Consider the following 13,205-nt stretch of genomic DNA (forward strand, 5'->3'; position numbering starts at 1 on the left):
TATACAAAAAACACCAACCACCCCCCCCACCGGCGTTTTTTTTTTTTTTTTTTTTTTTTTTTTTTTTTTTTTTGTTTTTTTGTGGTGTGGTGGCTTTTTTTTTTTTTTGGGGGGGGGGGGGGGGGGGGGGGGGGGGGTGCTCGGCGGGGGGTGTTTGGGCTCTATAATAAATGCGATGGGAGCGCCCCCCCCCCCCCCCCCCCCCCCCCCCCCCCCCCCCCCAGCGCATGAACCTGCTCCAGCGCTCAGCCGCGAGGGGGCTCAGCCCGGTGGCCGGGAAACCTCAATACCCCGCCGCCTGCCCATCCTTGCGACTCTCCGACGCGCCGTAATACACGCCCGTCTCCGGGTCGCGCATGATCGCCTGGTAACCGCCATACGGCCCATCTGCGAACACGATGCGATGCCCCTTGCGCATCAGCGCACGCACTGTTTCATATGGGAAGCCGGTTTCCAGATTCACTTCACCACCGTCGGCCATCGCCGTGGCCTGGCCGGTCGGCTCGGTCGAGCCTTCATGCTGGATGCGCGGTGCGTCGCCGGCTTCCTGCAGGTTCATGCCGAAGTCCACCAGGTTCATCACGATCTGCGCATGGCCCTGCGGTTGCATCGCACCGCCCATCACGCCGAAGCTGGCATACGGCTTGCCACCCTTGGTGATGAACCCCGGAATGATCGTCTGGAAGGGGCGCTTGCCCGGTGCGTATCCGTTGGGATGGTTCTTCTGCAGCACGAACATCTCGCCGCGGTCCTGCAGGATGAAGCCCAACCCCGGCGGCGCCATGCCGCTGCCCATGCCGCGGTAATTGGACTGGATCAACGAGACCATCATGCCGTCGGCGTCGGCCACGGTCATGTAGATCGTGTCGCCTTCCTCCAGCTGCTTCGGTGTGCCTGGCTGCACTTCCTTCAAGGCCTTGTCCATCGAGATCAGCGCCCGGCGCTGCGCGGCGTACTCCTTGGAGATCAGCTTCTGCACCGGCGCCGGCTGGAATGCCATGTCGGCGTAGAAGCGCGCACGGTCGGCGAAGGCCAGCTTCTTCGCTTCGACGAACAGGTGCACGTGCTCGGGTGAGCCGAACGGGATCTTCGAGAAATCGTAGCCTTCCAGCACGTTGAGGATCTGAAGCGCAGCGATGCCCTGGCTGTTGGGTGGCAGCTCCCAGACGTCGTAGCCACGGTAGTTGCTGCTGACCGGCTCGACCCATTCACCGTGGTGCTCGGCCATGTCCTGGTAGCTCAGGTAGCCACCGTTGGCCTTGAAGTAGTCACCGATGGTGCGGGCGATCTCGCCCTTGTAGAAGGCGTCGCGCCCGCCGTCGGCGATCTTCTGCAGGGTGCTGGCCAGGTTCGGGTTCTTCCACATCTCGCCCTTGCGCGGGGCGTGGCCGTTGATCGTGAACTGCTCCTTGAAGCCCGGGTACTGCGACAGCTTGGGCACCGAACGGTCCCAGTAGTAGGCGATCACCTCGGCCACCGGGTGCCCTTCGCGGGCGTAACGGATGGCCGGCGCCAGGTTGTCGGCCATCGGCTTGCGACCGAAACGGTCGTGCAGGGCGAACCAGCCGTCGACCGCTCCGGGCACCGACACCGGCAGCGGGCCGGTGGCCGGGATGTCCTTCAGGCCGCGGCGCTGGAACTCAGCCAGGGTGAGCGATTTCGGCGAGCGGCCCGAACCGTTGTAGCCATAGAGCTTCTGCGTCTTCGGGTCCCAGACGATGGCGAACAGGTCGCCACCGATGCCGTTGCCGGTCGGCTCCATCAGGCCGAGCGCGGCATTGGCCGCGATCGCCGCGTCGACTGCCGAGCCTCCGCCCTTCATCACGTCCAGCGCGATCTGGGTGGCCAGCGGCTGCGAGGTAGCCGCCATCGCATGCGGGGCGATCACCTCCGAACGGGTCGCGAAGGTGTGGCCGGTGATGCGGTCGGCGGCGATGGACAGTGCAGGCACGGCAGCCAGCACGGCGGCGGCGAGCAGGGAGCGGGCAAGGCGTCGGGACACGGTCGGGTTCCGGTGGAAGGCTGATCGCCTGATCTTCGCCGCTGCGACCTTCCTACGGTATCGGGCAGAGGTCATGGACGTTGATCCTGGGTTAGATGCGGAGGAAGCCAGAAAGCCGCCGGATTCCGCGCAAAAACCGCTCTGAAAAGAGTGAATTCGGGTTCACTGAAACACTTTCAGCGGCAACCATCCTTGTGCCGCAAGCGATCTAGCTGGACTCACTGGAAACCGATAAAAAAACTGTCGTGAGGGTTGACACCGCCAAAACGCCTGTGTTTCTCTCGATCGCATGTTGCATCACAACACGCCACCGCGAACCCACATCGAAGCCGCCGCCATCGGCGCCGCCTCGCTGCGTTCGATTCTTGTGCTCGTACTTATTACCCAACCCACAGGTGCGGGACGAGCCAGCGTGTAAGCAACAGACACACCGGAACTCTTCAAAAACCCGCACCCGCCCCGGTGCGGGTTTTTTCATTTCAGAACCTGGTTTCAGACGCAACCACCATGACCAACGCTCATCGCACAACCCGGACCTGCAGCACCATGCCTCGTGGTGGCTGTGCCTGTGCGATGCGCGGCGCCCCCTCCACCGCTTTCCCCTGACCGGCCGGCACGTCACCTCGACGACCGGCCGTTCTTTTTTTTTCCCACCGCAAGGAACCTCCCCCATGAGCACCAACGACCTGCCCCAGACCAAGATCGCCGTCGTCGGCTACGGCAGCCAGGGCCGCGCCCACGCACTGAACCTGCGCGAATCCGGCTTCGACGTGGTGGTAGGCCTGCGTCCAGGCGGCCCGACCGAAGCCAAGGCCCAGGCCGATGGATTCACCGTGGTGGCGCCCGCCGATGCGGTGAAGGACGCCGACCTGGTCGCCGTGCTGACCCCGGACATGGTGCAGAAGAAGCTCTACAACGATGTGCTGGCGCCGAACATGAAGCAGGGGGCGTGCCTGCTGTTCGCCCACGGCCTGAACGTGCACTACGGCATGATCGAGCCGCGCGCCGATCTGGACGTCGTGCTGGTCGCGCCGAAGGGCCCGGGTGCGCTGGTGCGCCGTGAGTACGAGATCGGCCGTGGCGTGCCGTGCATCTGGGCGGTCTACCAGGACGTCAGCGGCAAGGCCGCGCAGCATGCCCAGGCCTATGCGGCCGGCCTCGGCGGTGCCCGCGCCAACCTGATCCAGACCACCTTCAAGGAAGAGACCGAGACCGATCTGTTCGGCGAGCAGGCGGTGCTGTGTGGTGGTGCGTCGGCGCTGGTGCAGGCCGGTTTCGAGACCCTGGTGGAAGCCGGCTACCAGCCGGAGATCGCCTACTACGAAGTACTGCACGAGCTGAAGCTGATCGTCGACCTGTTCTATGAAGGCGGCATCTCGCGCATGCTGGAATTCATCTCCGAGACCGCGCAGTACGGCGACTACGTCAGCGGCCCGCGCGTGATCGACGCCAGCACCAAGGCGCGCATGAAGGAAGTGCTGAAGGACATCCAGGACGGCACCTTCACCAAGAACTGGGTGGCCGAGTACGAAGCGGGCCTGCCGAACTACAACAGGTTCAAGCAGGCCGACCTGGAGCACCCGATCGAGAAGGTGGGCAAGGAACTGCGCGCCAAGATGGTCTGGTTGCAAGGACAGGCCGCGTAACCGCGCGGCCCTCCCCCACCCGCTTTGCAAGGTTTCCCCATGAACTCTTCCACACACCGCAGCGCGCCGCCCAACGGCGCGCGCTGGCTGACCCAGGCGCTGGAGGCCGAAGGCGTCCGCACGCTGTTCGGCTATCCCGGCGGCACCATCATGCCGTTCTACGACGCGCTGGTGGATTCGTCGCTGAAGCACATCCTGGTACGCCATGAGCAGGGCGCGGCGCTGGCCGCCAACGGTTTCGCCCGCGCCAGCAACCAGGTGGGCGTCTGCGTGGCCACCTCCGGCCCGGGCGCGTCGAACCTGGTCACCGGCATCGCCGATGCGATGCTGGATTCGGTACCGATGGTCTGCATCACCGGCCAGGTCGGCACGCCGCTGCTGGGCACCGACGCCTTCCAGGAACTGGATGTGTTCGGCCTGACGATGCCGATCGTCAAGCACAGCTGGCTGGTTCGCAGCGTCGATGACCTGCCGCGCGTGGTGGCCGATGCGTTCCGGATCGCCCGCGAAGGTCGCCCCGGCCCGGTGCTGATCGACCTGCCCAAGGACGTGCAGCTGGCCGACGCCAGCCATCTGCCGGCGCATGCGCCCAGCAGCGTCGAACCACCGCCGGCGCCAGCCGAGGCCGCCATTGCCGAGGCCATTGCCGCGCTGGCCGCGGCCGAGAAGCCGGTGGTCTACGCCGGCGGTGGCATCGCCCTGGGCGACGCCGTACAGGACCTGCGCGACTTCGTCGAGGCCAGTGCCATCCCCACCGTGATGACGCTGCGCGGCCTGGGTGCACTGCCGGCCAGCCATCCGCAGTCGCTGGGCATGCTGGGCATGCACGGCACCCGCGCGGCCAATATGGCGGTGCAGGAAAGCGACCTGCTGCTGGTGCTGGGCGCACGCTTCGACGACCGTGCCACCGGCAAGCTGGCGGAGTTCGCACCGTTCGCCCGTGTCGTCCACATCGATGCCGATGCGTACGAGATCTCCAAGCTGCGCAGTGCCGATGTCGCCGTGCCCGGCAATGTCGGCCATGCCATCCGCGCCCTGCGTGCGGCCTTCCCCTCCCCCAAGGCCCACCAGGAGGCGTGGCGCAAGCGCTGTGCGCAGCATCGCGATCGCTTCGCCGCGCGCTACGACGCACCGGGCCAGCACATCTACGCGCCGGCCCTGCTGAAGCGCCTGAGCGAGCTGGCCCCGGCCGATGCGGTGATCGCCTGCGACGTTGGCCAGCACCAGATGTGGGTGGCCCAGCACTGCCGCTTCAACCACCCGCGCAATCACCTGACCAGTGGCGCGCTGGGCACCATGGGCTTTGGCCTGCCGGCCGCGATGGGTGCGCAGTTCGCCTGCCCCGATCGCACCGTGGTGCTGGTGTCCGGCGACGGCAGCTTCATGATGAACGTGCAGGAGCTCGCCACCATTGCCCGCTGCCGCCTGCCGGTGAAGATCGTGCTGCTGGACAACAGTTCGCTGGGCATGGTGCGGCAGTGGCAGGAGCTGTTCTTCGCCGAGCGCTACAGCGAGATCGACCTGTCCGACAACCCGGACTTCGTGGCGCTGGCGCAGGTGTTCGGCATTTCCGCCACCCGCATCGACGCGCGGGATGACGTCGAGGGTGGCCTGGCCGCGCTGCTGGCCGAACCCGGCCCGGCACTGCTGCACGTGGCCATCGATGCACGCGCCAACGTATGGCCGCTGGTGCCACCGAACACCGCCAACAGCACGATGCTGGAAAGCAACCCCGCCCATGCCCGCCAGGAGATCCCCAATGCACTACCGGCTTGACCTGGTGCTGCACCCGGCCGAAGGCGCGCTGTTGCGCGTGATCGGCATGGCCGAGCGCCGTGGCTTCGCGCCGCGTGCGATCAGCGGTGCGCCGGTGGCCGCCGACGATGGCCGCTGGCACCTGCAGCTGGTGGTGGATGGCCAGCGCCCGGCGGAAACGCTGTGCCGGCAGATCGAGAAGATCTACGACTGCGTGTCCGTGCAGGTCACCGCCGTGGAAGGAGCATCCGTATGAACACCCGTACCGTAGTGACCACGGTGCCGGTACGGAGGCGTCTTCTTCGCCGCCCGGGCCCGCATGCGGCGGTCGCCTGCACCCCGCTGGTGGCCCATGCCGGCCGCTGATGCCAGCCAGGAAAGCGATGTCGGCGACGTAAGCGTCGCCGACGTACTGGCGGCGCAGGCCCGGCTGCGCCGCTTCCTGCCGCCTACCCCGCTGCACCATGCCGAGCGCTTCGGCACCTGGCTGAAGCTGGAGAACCTGCAGCGCACCGGGTCCTACAAGGTGCGCGGCGCGTTGAACGCGCTGCTGGCCGGCCGCGAGCGCGGCGATACCCGGCCGGTGATCTGCGCCTCGGCCGGCAACCATGCCCAGGGCGTGGCGTGGGCGGCCTACCGCCTGGACGTCCCGGCCATCACCGTGATGCCGCATGGCGCACCGGCCACCAAGATCGCCGGCGTCGCTCACTGGGGCGCCACCGTGCGCCAGCATGGCACCAGCTATGACGAGGCCTACGCCTTCGCCGTCGAACTGGCACAGCGCCATGGCTACCGCTTCCTGTCCGCGTTCGACGACGCCGATGTGATTGCCGGTCAGGGTACGGTCGGCATCGAGCTGGCCGCGCACGCACCGGACGTGGTGATCGTGCCGATTGGTGGTGGCGGGCTGGCCTCCGGCGTTGCACTGGCGCTGAAATCACAGGGCGTGCGCGTGATCGGCGCCCAGGTGGAAGGCGTCGACTCAATGGCGCGCGCCATCCGCGGCGACGCGCGCGAGATCGCCCCCGTCGCCTCGCTGGCCGACGGCGTGCGGGTGAAGATTCCCGGTTTCCTGACCCGACGCCTGTGCACCTCGCTGCTGGACGACGTGGTGATCGTGCGCGAAGCCGAACTGCGTGAAACTCTGGTCCGGCTGGCACTGGAAGAACACATCATCGCCGAGGGCGCCGGTGCGCTGGCGCTGGCAGCAGGCCGCCGTGTCGCTGGCCGCCGCAAGTGCGCGGTGGTGTCCGGCGGGAATATCGATGCGGGTGTCCTGGCCGGCCTGCTCACCGACATCCGGCCGCGCCCGCCGCGCAAACCACGGCGACGGCGTAGTGAAACCCCACGCTCGCCCGGCAAGGCCAGCGCCCTCGCGTCCCCCACCTCTTCCCCTTCCCCCCTGCAAGCCGCCGCACCCGCTGTCGAGGAGATTTCCCTGTGACCACCATCGAACGAATTACCACCCCGCGCATCCGCATCTTCGACACCACCCTGCGTGACGGCGAGCAGTCCCCCGGCTGCAGCATGAGCCCGCCGCAGAAGCTGGTGATGGCGCGTGCGCTGGACGAACTGGGCGTGGACATCATCGAGACCGGCTTCCCGGCCAGCTCGCAGTCCGACCGCGAGGCGATGGCCCTGATCGGCCGTGAGCTGCGCCGCCCGAGCCTGAGCCTGGCCGTGCTGTCGCGCTGCCTGCAGGCCGATATCGAAACCTCGGCGCGTGCCCTGGAAGCTGCGGCCAACCCGCGCCTGCACGTGTTCCTGTCCACCAGCCCGCTGCACCGCGAACACAAGCTGCGGATGACCCGCGAGCAGGTGCTGGAATCGGTACGCAAGCATGTATCGCTGGCACGCTCGTACATCGACGATGTCGAATTCTCGGCCGAGGATGCCACCCGCACCGAGCTGGACTACCTGATCGAAGTCTCGCGCGTGGCCATTGCCGCCGGCGCCACCACCATCAACCTGCCCGACACCGTCGGCTTCACCACGCCGGAAGAGATCCGCGCGATGTTCCAGCAGGTCATCGCCGGCGTCGCCGATGTGCCGAATGCCGCCAACGTGATCTTCAGCGCGCATTGCCACAACGACCTGGGCCTGGCCGTGGCCAACTCGCTGGCCGCCATCGAAGGCGGCGCGCGCCAGGTCGAGTGCACCATCAACGGCATCGGCGAGCGTGCCGGCAACTGTTCGCTGGAAGAGATCGCGATGGTGCTGAAGGTACGCCAGGCCTTCTACGAGCAGGACAGTTCGATCAACACTCCGCGCATCGTCGGCACCTCGCAGCTGCTGCAGCGCCTGGTCGGCATGCCGGTGCAGCGCAACAAGGCCATCGTCGGCGCCAACGCCTTCGCCCACGAATCGGGCATCCACCAGCACGGCATGCTGCGCCATCGCGGCACCTACGAAATCATGCGCCCGGAGGACGTGGGCTGGGAGGATTCGCAGATGGTGCTGGGCCGCCACAGTGGCCGCGCCGCCGTCGAAGCGAGGCTGCGCGCGCTGGGCTTCTGGCTGGACGAAGACGAACTGAAGCTGGTGTTCGAGCAGTTCAAGGGCCTGTGCGAACAGCAGCGCGTGGTGACCGATGCCGACCTGCAGGCGCTGATGCAGGGCGGCGGCTCCAACGCACAGGGCTACCGCCTGGCGTCGATGACCATCAGCGATGTCGGCAGCCGCGCCAACGCGCTGGTGGAACTGTCCGACCCCGACGGCAACCGCGTGGCCGAGACCGCGCAGGGCGACGGCCCGGTCGATGCGCTGTTCGGCGCGCTGTCGGCCGCCACCGGCGTACAGCTGATGCTGGACAGCTACCACGTGCACAGCGTCGGCATCGGCGCCGATGCACGCGGTGAAGCCAACCTGAGCGTGCGCCACGACGGCGTGGAGTACGACGGCACCGGCACCAGCAAGGACATCATCGAAGCCTCCGCGCTGGCCTGGCTGGACGTGGCCAATCGCCTGCTGCGCCAGCGCCACGCCGCCGCCCACAGCAGCACCGACGTTCCCACCCCCGCAACCGCCTGAGGAACCCGAGATGAGCGCCTTCGACACTCCTACCGCAGCCGCTGGCCAGCAGTGGAACGCCCAGGACTATGCGATCGATGCCGGCTTCGTACCGTTGCTCGGTGGCGCGGTCGCGCGCCTGCTCGATCCGCGCGCCGGTGAGCGCATCCTCGACCTGGGCTGTGGCGACGGCGTGCTCAGCACCGAACTGGCCCTGAGCGGCGCGCGCATCCACGGCGTGGACGCGTCGCCGGAACTGGTGATCGCCGCCAGTGCACGTGGCGTCGACGCGCAGGTGATGGACGGCCACGCGTTGTCGTTCGACAGCGAGTTCGATGCGGTCTTCAGCAATGCCGCATTGCATTGGATGGGCAACCCGGACCGCGTGCTGGAAGGCGTGCGTCGCGCGCTGCGCCCCGGTGGCCGCTTCGTCGCCGAGTTCGGCGGCCATGGCAACGTGGCCACGATCGTCGCGGCGGTACAGGCCGCACGCGTGGCCCACGGCCATGGCGCCAGCACCTTCCAGTGGTACTTCCCGAGCGCCGATGCCTATGCCGACCGCCTGCGCCAGCATGGCTTCCAGGTGCAACTGATCGAATGCACGCCGCGCCCGACCCCACTGCCGACCGGCGTGGCCGGCTGGCTGCGGGTATTCGCCGCGCCGCTGCTGGATGACCTGCCCGCCGAGGCCCGCGCCACCGTGCGCGAGGCGGCCACCGCGTTGCTGGCCGACCTGCCACGCAATGCCGCCGGCCAGCCGCTGGCCGACTACGTGCGCCTGCGTGTGCTCGCCCGCCTTCGCTGACTTGACCGTTCCGCTTTCTTTACTGATGTTCGCTATCTCGTACTTCTGCCAGGCATACGCATGACTTCCGCACCCCGCACCCTGTACGACAAACTGTGGGACGCCCACGTGGTGGTTCCCGAATCCGAGAGCGCGCCCGCCGTGCTGTACATCGACCTGCACCTGATCCACGAGGTGACCTCGCCACAGGCATTCACCGAACTGCGCGAGCGCGGCCTGGCGCCGCGCCGCCCGGACCGCACCAAGGCGACGATGGACCACTCCACGCCGACCTTGCCGGCTGCGGCCGACGGCACGCTGCCCTACGCCAGCGCCGCTTCCGAGGCACAGGTCGCCACCCTGGCGCGAAATTGCGCCGAGCACGGTATCGAACTGTTCGACATGGCCTCGGACAACCGCGGCATCGTCCACGTCATTGCGCCGGAACAGGGCTTCACCCAGCCGGGCATGACCATCGTCTGCGGTGACAGTCACACCTCCACCCACGGTGCATTCGGCTCGCTGGCCTTCGGCATCGGCACCAGCGAGGTCGGCCACGTGCTGGCCACGCAGTGCCTGCTGCAGCGCAAGGCCAAGACCTTCGCGATCACCGTTGACGGTGCGCTGGCACCCGGCGTCGGCGCCAAGGATGTGGTCCTGCACATCATCGGCGTGATCGGCGTCAACGGCGGCACCGGCCACGTGATCGAGTTCCGTGGCAGCACCATCGAAGCGATGGACATGGAACAGCGCATGACCCTGTGCAACATGTCGATCGAAGCAGGTGCACGCGCCGGCATGGTCGCGCCCGACCAGGTCACCTTCGACTTCGTCGCCGCAACGCCGCGCGGCCCCAAGGGCGCCGACTTCGACGCTGCCGTGGCGCGCTGGCAACAGCTGCGCAGCGATGACGGCGCGCGCTTCGACAGCGAAGTGCACATCGACGCCGCCGACATCCGCCCGACCCTGACCTGGGGTACGCATCCGGGTACCGCGATCGCCGTGGATGCGCCGATTCCCGCCGCCAACGATGCCGCCGCGCAGAAGGGCCTGGACTACATGCACTTCCAGGCCGGCAAGGCGCTGGCGGGCACACCGGTGGACGTAGTGTTCGTTGGTTCGTGCACCAACGGCCGCCTGAGCGACATGCGCGAGGTGGCGCAGGTGCTGCGCGGCCGTCGCGTCGCCGATCGCGTGCGCATGCTGGTGGTACCGGGCTCGGAGATCGTCAAGCGCGAGGCCGAGGCCGAGGGTATCCACGAGATCGTGCGCGCGGCCGGTGCCGAATGGCGCGAACCGGGCTGTTCGATGTGCATCGCCATGAACGGCGATCTGGTCGCGCCCGGCCAGCTGGCCGTGAGCACCAGCAACCGCAATTTCGAGGGCCGCCAAGGCCCCGGTTCGCGCACGCTGCTGGCCTCGCCGATGAGCGCCGCATGGGCGGCGGTGAACGGGCACGTCGCAGATACCCGCGAACTGTTCGCACAGGAGGTGGCGTGATGGCCGGTTTCCGTACCCTGACCTCGGCCAGCGTGGTGCTGCGCCAGACCAACATCGACACCGACCAGATCATCCCGGCGCGGTTCCTGTCCACCACCGAGCGTGCCGGGCTGGGTCGCAACGCGTTCAACGACTGGCGCTGGCAAGCTGATGGTTCGCCGGTGGCCGACTTCGCCTTCAACCAACCGCACAACGCCGGCCGCAGCATCCTGCTGGCGGGCCGCAACTTCGGCTGCGGCTCCTCGCGCGAACACGCGCCATGGGCGCTGACCGACCTGGGCCTGCGCGCCATCGTCAGCAGCGAGATCGCGGACATCTTCCGCGGCAACGCGCTGAAGAACGGCCTGCTGCCGATCGTGCTGGACGAGGCCGACGTGCAGGCGCTGATGCAGCGCCCGGACGATGCGCTGACCATCGACGTGGCTGCGCGCGAACTGCGCACCCCCGATGGCCGCGTCTATTCCTTCCCGCTGGATGGCTTCTCGCAGACCTGCCTGCTGGAAGGCGTCGACCAGTTGGGGTATCTGCTGGGCCGTGTCCCTGAAATCGAACGTTACGAGAGTGAGCATGCACGCTGAAATTGTTGTCCTGCCCGGTGATGGCATCGGCCCGGAAGTGGCCGCCGCGGCAGTTGCCGTCCTGAAGGCGGTCGCCGGACGCTTCAACCACACCTTCACCTTCAGCGAGCACGACATCGGTGGCATTGCCATCGACCGCCACGGTGAACCGCTGCCGGCGTCGACCCTCGCCGCCTGCCAGGCCGCCAATGCGGTGCTGCTGGGCGCGGTCGGCGGCCCGAAGTGGTCCGACCCGAACGCCAAGGTGCGCCCGGAACAGGGCCTGCTGGCGATCCGCAAGGCGCTGGGCCTGTATGCGAACCTGCGCCCGGTGCGTACCCACGAGGCCGCGCTGCACGCCTCGCCGATCAAGGCCGAGCTGCTGCAGGGCGTGGACTTCGTGGTGGTGCGTGAACTGACCGGCGGCATCTACTTCGGCGACAAGACCCGCGACGCCGACAGCGCCAGCGACCTGTGCCGCTACACCGTGGCCGAAATCGAGCGCGTGCTGCGCAGCGCCTTCCGCCTGGCCCAGCAGCGTCGCGGCAAGGTCACTTCGGTGGACAAGGCCAATGTGCTGGAAACCTCGCGCCTGTGGCGCGACGTGGCCGCACGCATCGGCCGCGAGGAGTTCCCGGACGTGGCGCTGGAGCACCAGTTGGTCGACTCGATGGCCATGCACCTGCTGGCCAAGCCACGCGAGTACGACGTGATCGTCACCGAGAACATGTTCGGCGACATCCTCACCGATGAGGCCTCGATGCTGGCCGGTTCGCTGGGCCTGCTGCCGTCGGCCTCGCTGGGCGAGCCGGGTGCGGTGGGCATTTACGAGCCCATCCACGGTTCGGCCCCGGACATCGCCGGCAAGGGCATTGCCAATCCGTACGCGACAATCTTCAGCGCCGCGATGCTGCTGCGCCATTCGCTGGGGCTGGAGGCCGAAGCGGCAGCCGTGGAAGCCGCCGTGCATGCGGTGCTGGATGACGGCGTGTTCACTGCTGATCTGGCTGCGAAGGGCAAGGCGGTGAGCACCGCGGCAGCGACCGACGCGGTGCTGGCGAAGCTGGGCTGATCCGGTAGCGCCACGCCATGCGTGGCGCGCTTCCCGTCGGATATCGTGCGCAGCCCCCCCATGGGGTGGCTCTACTGGTAGACCCACGCCATGCGTGGCTGCGTTACTTGGTGGTGTACCCACCATTGACCAGGATCGTCTGCCCGGTCATCCACCAGCCATCCGTCACCAGGAAGCGGATCCACGGCACGATATCGGCGATGTCGGTCAGCCCGGTGCGGGTGAACGCCGACAACGCCGCCGCAGTCTTGTGATACGCCTGCGCATCGGCGCTCTCGGCCGGATAGAAGAACGGCGTGTCCATCGGACCGGGACCGATCGCGGTCACCGAAATGCCGCGCTCGCCGAACTCCTTCGACGCCGCGCGGGTGAAGTGCTCGACCGGCGCCTTGGTGCCGGCGTAGCTGGAATAGAACGGCGTGAACGCACCCAGCAGCGAGGTGACCAGGGTGCAGATGCGGCCACCGTCATTGACGTGGCGACCTGCCTCCTTCAGGAAGAAGAACGCGGCCTTGGCATTGACCGCGCTCATCTCGTCGTACTCCACTTCGCTGATGTCCAGCAGCGGTTTCTTCAATACCTTGCCGACCGTATTGATGGCGATGTCGGGACGGCCGACTGCGGCCACGGCATCGGCGAACAAGCGCTCCATCGCTGCCGCCGAGGTCAGGTCGCCCTGCAGGGCCACCGCCTTGCTGCCGGTGGCCTGCACCGCGGCTACCGTCGCTTCTGCATCGGGCTGGGTAGCGGCACTGTTGTAGTGGATGACGATGGCTTTGGCGCCCTGTGCGGCGAAGTCGCGGGCGATCAGGCCACCCAGGTTCTTGGCGCCACCGGCGATCAGCACGGTCTTGCCCTTGAGGGAATGCTCGGTCATGGC

Annotated in this window: 11 protein-coding genes; 9 read left to right on the forward strand and 2 right to left on the reverse strand. The window is 67.5% G+C overall.

The window, feature by feature from the left end; translation table 11 throughout:
• Window positions 1–283: 283 nt before the first annotated feature.
• Window positions 284–2,002 carry a gamma-glutamyltransferase gene (gene ggt / locus WDC87_RS09875; protein ID WP_252744849.1) on the reverse strand — a complete coding sequence of 573 codons (1,719 nt, stop codon included), beginning with the start codon at window positions 2,000–2,002 and terminating at the stop codon, window positions 284–286.
• A 671-nt stretch (window positions 2,003–2,673) separates the two neighbouring features.
• Here ggt and ilvC point away from each other — a divergent pair.
• The 9 genes from ilvC (at window position 2,674) to leuB (ending at window position 12,325) form a co-directional block, all read left to right on the forward strand.
• On the forward strand, window positions 2,674–3,648 hold the full coding sequence (ilvC, locus tag WDC87_RS09880; RefSeq protein WP_252744848.1) for a ketol-acid reductoisomerase: 975 nt from the start codon (window positions 2,674–2,676) through the stop codon (window positions 3,646–3,648).
• A gap of 39 nt (window positions 3,649–3,687) precedes the next feature.
• The gene (gene ilvG / locus WDC87_RS09885; RefSeq protein WP_069139240.1) at window positions 3,688–5,424 is read left to right on the forward strand and encodes an acetolactate synthase 2 catalytic subunit; all 1,737 of its coding nucleotides are present in this window, start codon (window positions 3,688–3,690) and stop codon (window positions 5,422–5,424) included.
• The gene (locus tag WDC87_RS09890; RefSeq protein ID WP_005419108.1) at window positions 5,408–5,659 is read left to right on the forward strand and encodes an ACT domain-containing protein; all 252 of its coding nucleotides are present in this window, start codon (window positions 5,408–5,410) and stop codon (window positions 5,657–5,659) included. The genes ilvG and WDC87_RS09890 overlap by 17 nt, the downstream gene beginning before the upstream one ends.
• Before the next feature lie 96 nt (window positions 5,660–5,755).
• On the forward strand, window positions 5,756–6,847 hold the full coding sequence (locus WDC87_RS09895) for a threonine dehydratase (RefSeq protein WP_072167586.1): 1,092 nt from the start codon (window positions 5,756–5,758) through the stop codon (window positions 6,845–6,847).
• Window positions 6,844–8,433 carry a 2-isopropylmalate synthase gene (locus WDC87_RS09900; RefSeq protein WP_188240625.1) on the forward strand — a complete coding sequence of 530 codons (1,590 nt, stop codon included), beginning with the start codon at window positions 6,844–6,846 and terminating at the stop codon, window positions 8,431–8,433. Before WDC87_RS09895 ends, WDC87_RS09900 begins: the two co-directional genes overlap by 4 nt.
• 10 nt (window positions 8,434–8,443) lie before the next feature.
• Window positions 8,444–9,217 carry a class I SAM-dependent methyltransferase gene (locus WDC87_RS09905; RefSeq protein ID WP_252745087.1) on the forward strand — a complete coding sequence of 258 codons (774 nt, stop codon included), beginning with the start codon at window positions 8,444–8,446 and terminating at the stop codon, window positions 9,215–9,217.
• 60 nt (window positions 9,218–9,277) lie between these two features.
• Complete coding sequence (gene leuC, locus WDC87_RS09910; RefSeq protein WP_252745086.1) at window positions 9,278–10,696, forward strand: 3-isopropylmalate dehydratase large subunit; 1,419 nt, start codon at window positions 9,278–9,280, stop codon at window positions 10,694–10,696.
• Window positions 10,696–11,274, forward strand: a complete 579-nt coding sequence (leuD, locus tag WDC87_RS09915) for a 3-isopropylmalate dehydratase small subunit (protein WP_021202144.1) — start codon at window positions 10,696–10,698, stop codon at window positions 11,272–11,274. The genes leuC and leuD overlap by 1 nt, the downstream gene beginning before the upstream one ends.
• The gene (gene leuB, locus WDC87_RS09920; protein WP_088496830.1) at window positions 11,264–12,325 is read left to right on the forward strand and encodes a 3-isopropylmalate dehydrogenase; all 1,062 of its coding nucleotides are present in this window, start codon (window positions 11,264–11,266) and stop codon (window positions 12,323–12,325) included. The genes leuD and leuB overlap by 11 nt, the downstream gene beginning before the upstream one ends.
• Window positions 12,326–12,428: 103 nt before the next feature.
• On the opposite strand, the gene WDC87_RS09925 is transcribed toward leuB, so the two are convergent.
• Window positions 12,429–13,202 (reverse strand): SDR family oxidoreductase, encoded by a 774-nt coding sequence (locus WDC87_RS09925; RefSeq protein WP_227837578.1) that lies wholly within the window; start codon window positions 13,200–13,202, stop codon window positions 12,429–12,431.
• Between the last annotated feature and the right edge of the window lie 3 nt (window positions 13,203–13,205).

This window comes from Stenotrophomonas maltophilia group sp. Smal12, assembly GCF_037079935.1.
In the GTDB taxonomy this organism is placed as follows: domain Bacteria; phylum Pseudomonadota; class Gammaproteobacteria; order Xanthomonadales; family Xanthomonadaceae; genus Stenotrophomonas; species Stenotrophomonas sepilia.

Bases quoted from the DNA above. Each gene is read 5' to 3' on its own strand.
- WDC87_RS09905 (WP_252745087.1), top strand. From the start codon at position 8,444: ATGAGCGCCTTCGACACTCCTACCGCAGCCGCTGGCCAGCAGTGGAAC.
- WDC87_RS09895 (WP_072167586.1), top strand. From the start codon at position 5,756: ATGCCGGCCGCTGATGCCAGCCAGGAAAGCGATGTCGGCGACGTAAGC.
- leuD (WP_021202144.1), top strand. From the start codon at position 10,696: ATGGCCGGTTTCCGTACCCTGACCTCGGCCAGCGTGGTGCTGCGCCAG.
- ilvG (WP_069139240.1), top strand. From the start codon at position 3,688: ATGAACTCTTCCACACACCGCAGCGCGCCGCCCAACGGCGCGCGCTGG.
- leuC (WP_252745086.1), top strand. From the start codon at position 9,278: ATGACTTCCGCACCCCGCACCCTGTACGACAAACTGTGGGACGCCCAC.
- leuB (WP_088496830.1), top strand. From the start codon at position 11,264: ATGCACGCTGAAATTGTTGTCCTGCCCGGTGATGGCATCGGCCCGGAA.
- WDC87_RS09890 (WP_005419108.1), top strand. From the start codon at position 5,408: ATGCACTACCGGCTTGACCTGGTGCTGCACCCGGCCGAAGGCGCGCTG.
- WDC87_RS09925 (WP_227837578.1), bottom strand. From the start codon at position 13,202: ATGACCGAGCATTCCCTCAAGGGCAAGACCGTGCTGATCGCCGGTGGC.
- ilvC (WP_252744848.1), top strand. From the start codon at position 2,674: ATGAGCACCAACGACCTGCCCCAGACCAAGATCGCCGTCGTCGGCTAC.